The sequence below is a fragment of the Caldalkalibacillus mannanilyticus JCM 10596 genome, from assembly GCF_000615945.1.
Taxonomy (GTDB): domain Bacteria; phylum Bacillota; class Bacilli; order Caldalkalibacillales; family JCM-10596; genus Bacillus_AT; species Bacillus_AT mannanilyticus.
In genome coordinates, this window is sequence record NZ_BAMO01000094.1 from 1 (window position 1) to 1,195 (window position 1,195).

At 44.5% G+C, this 1,195-nt stretch carries 2 protein-coding genes; both read right to left on the minus strand.

What is annotated here, in order from left to right:
* Nucleotides 1-99: 99 nt before the first annotated feature.
* Nucleotides 100-579: an AMP-binding protein gene (locus JCM10596_RS29355; protein WP_369345694.1), complete on the minus strand. Its 480-nt coding sequence runs from the start codon at nucleotides 577-579 to the stop codon at nucleotides 100-102.
* Nucleotides 580-685: 106 nt separating this feature from the next.
* Nucleotides 686-1,195 (minus strand): AMP-binding protein (locus JCM10596_RS29360; protein WP_148302703.1); only part of this gene is annotated, 510 nt, incomplete at its 5' end.

A 1,195-nucleotide genomic window follows, 5' to 3' on the forward strand; every position in this document is an offset into this window, starting at 1 on the left:
CCCTTAACTCAGCAATGTGGAGCTCTTGCTCTGCAACGAAGTAGGCACATAGCTGTTTTTGACCAGACACGTCCTCTCTAGCCGTTACAATGACCTCTTTCATCCTTTCGCTTTTAACAGCTGAGCCTCTACTTCCCCAAGTTCAATCCTGAATCCGCGTATTTTGACCTGATGATCCACACGACCTATATATTCGATGTTTCCATTCGGTAACCATCGAGCTAAATCCCCTGTACGGTACATTCGTTCACTAGGCTCAAAAGGATTCTGCACAAATTTCTCTGCGGTTAATTCCTCTCGGTTCCAATATCCTCTAGCCAACCCTTCTCCAGCGATGCACAACTCACCAACGACACCAACAGGCTGAAGCTGATCAGACGCATTAAGGATGTAGATTTTGGTATTGGAGATCGGCTTTCCAATCGGGATATTATCCTCCATCTGCTCCACTTTAAACGAGGTTGTGACGACCGTATTCTCTGTAGGACCATAGTTGTTATAGAGAGTATAGCTTTGCTTTCTAAATTGCTTCAGCTTATCCCCACCGATAAGAAGGATCGTAGGCTTTGATTCTCTAATTCCATAAACTGTTCACTCATTTGAGTGGGAAGAAAGCTTATGCTAATTTTGTTTTCTGTAAAGAAGTGATTGAGCTTGATTGGATCTATTCTGCTTTCTGCATCCACTACATAGAGGGTAGCGCCGCATAACAGGTAAGGTAGATTTCCCATACACTAGCATCAAATCCGACTCCGGCATAGAGCGTACTACGATCAGAGGCTGTCACTTCATACTCCGCTTGATGCCAGAAACACAGGTTCACTAGGGTTTTATGTTCAATCATCACCCCTTTTGGCTGACCTGTGGTTCCAGAGGTATAGATGACATAAGCCAAGTTCTCTGAATGGCTTATGGGCTCTAGATTTGAACCATCCTCAGCGTAAGAAGTTTGATCCTCTAATAGGAGGGTCGATCCCTTGAAGGTTGTTCTGTCTAGTAAATGCTGTTGAACTAATAGGACGTTCGATCTTGAATCCTCTAGCATATAGCTAATCCGGTCTTCAGGATATTCAGGGTCGATTGGAACATAGGCTCCCCCTGCCTTTAGGACCGCCATGCGTCCAACAATCATTTCAATAGATCGTTCCGCTAGAATTCCTACTAACTGATCTGCTTGCACTCCTGCTGTTCTCAA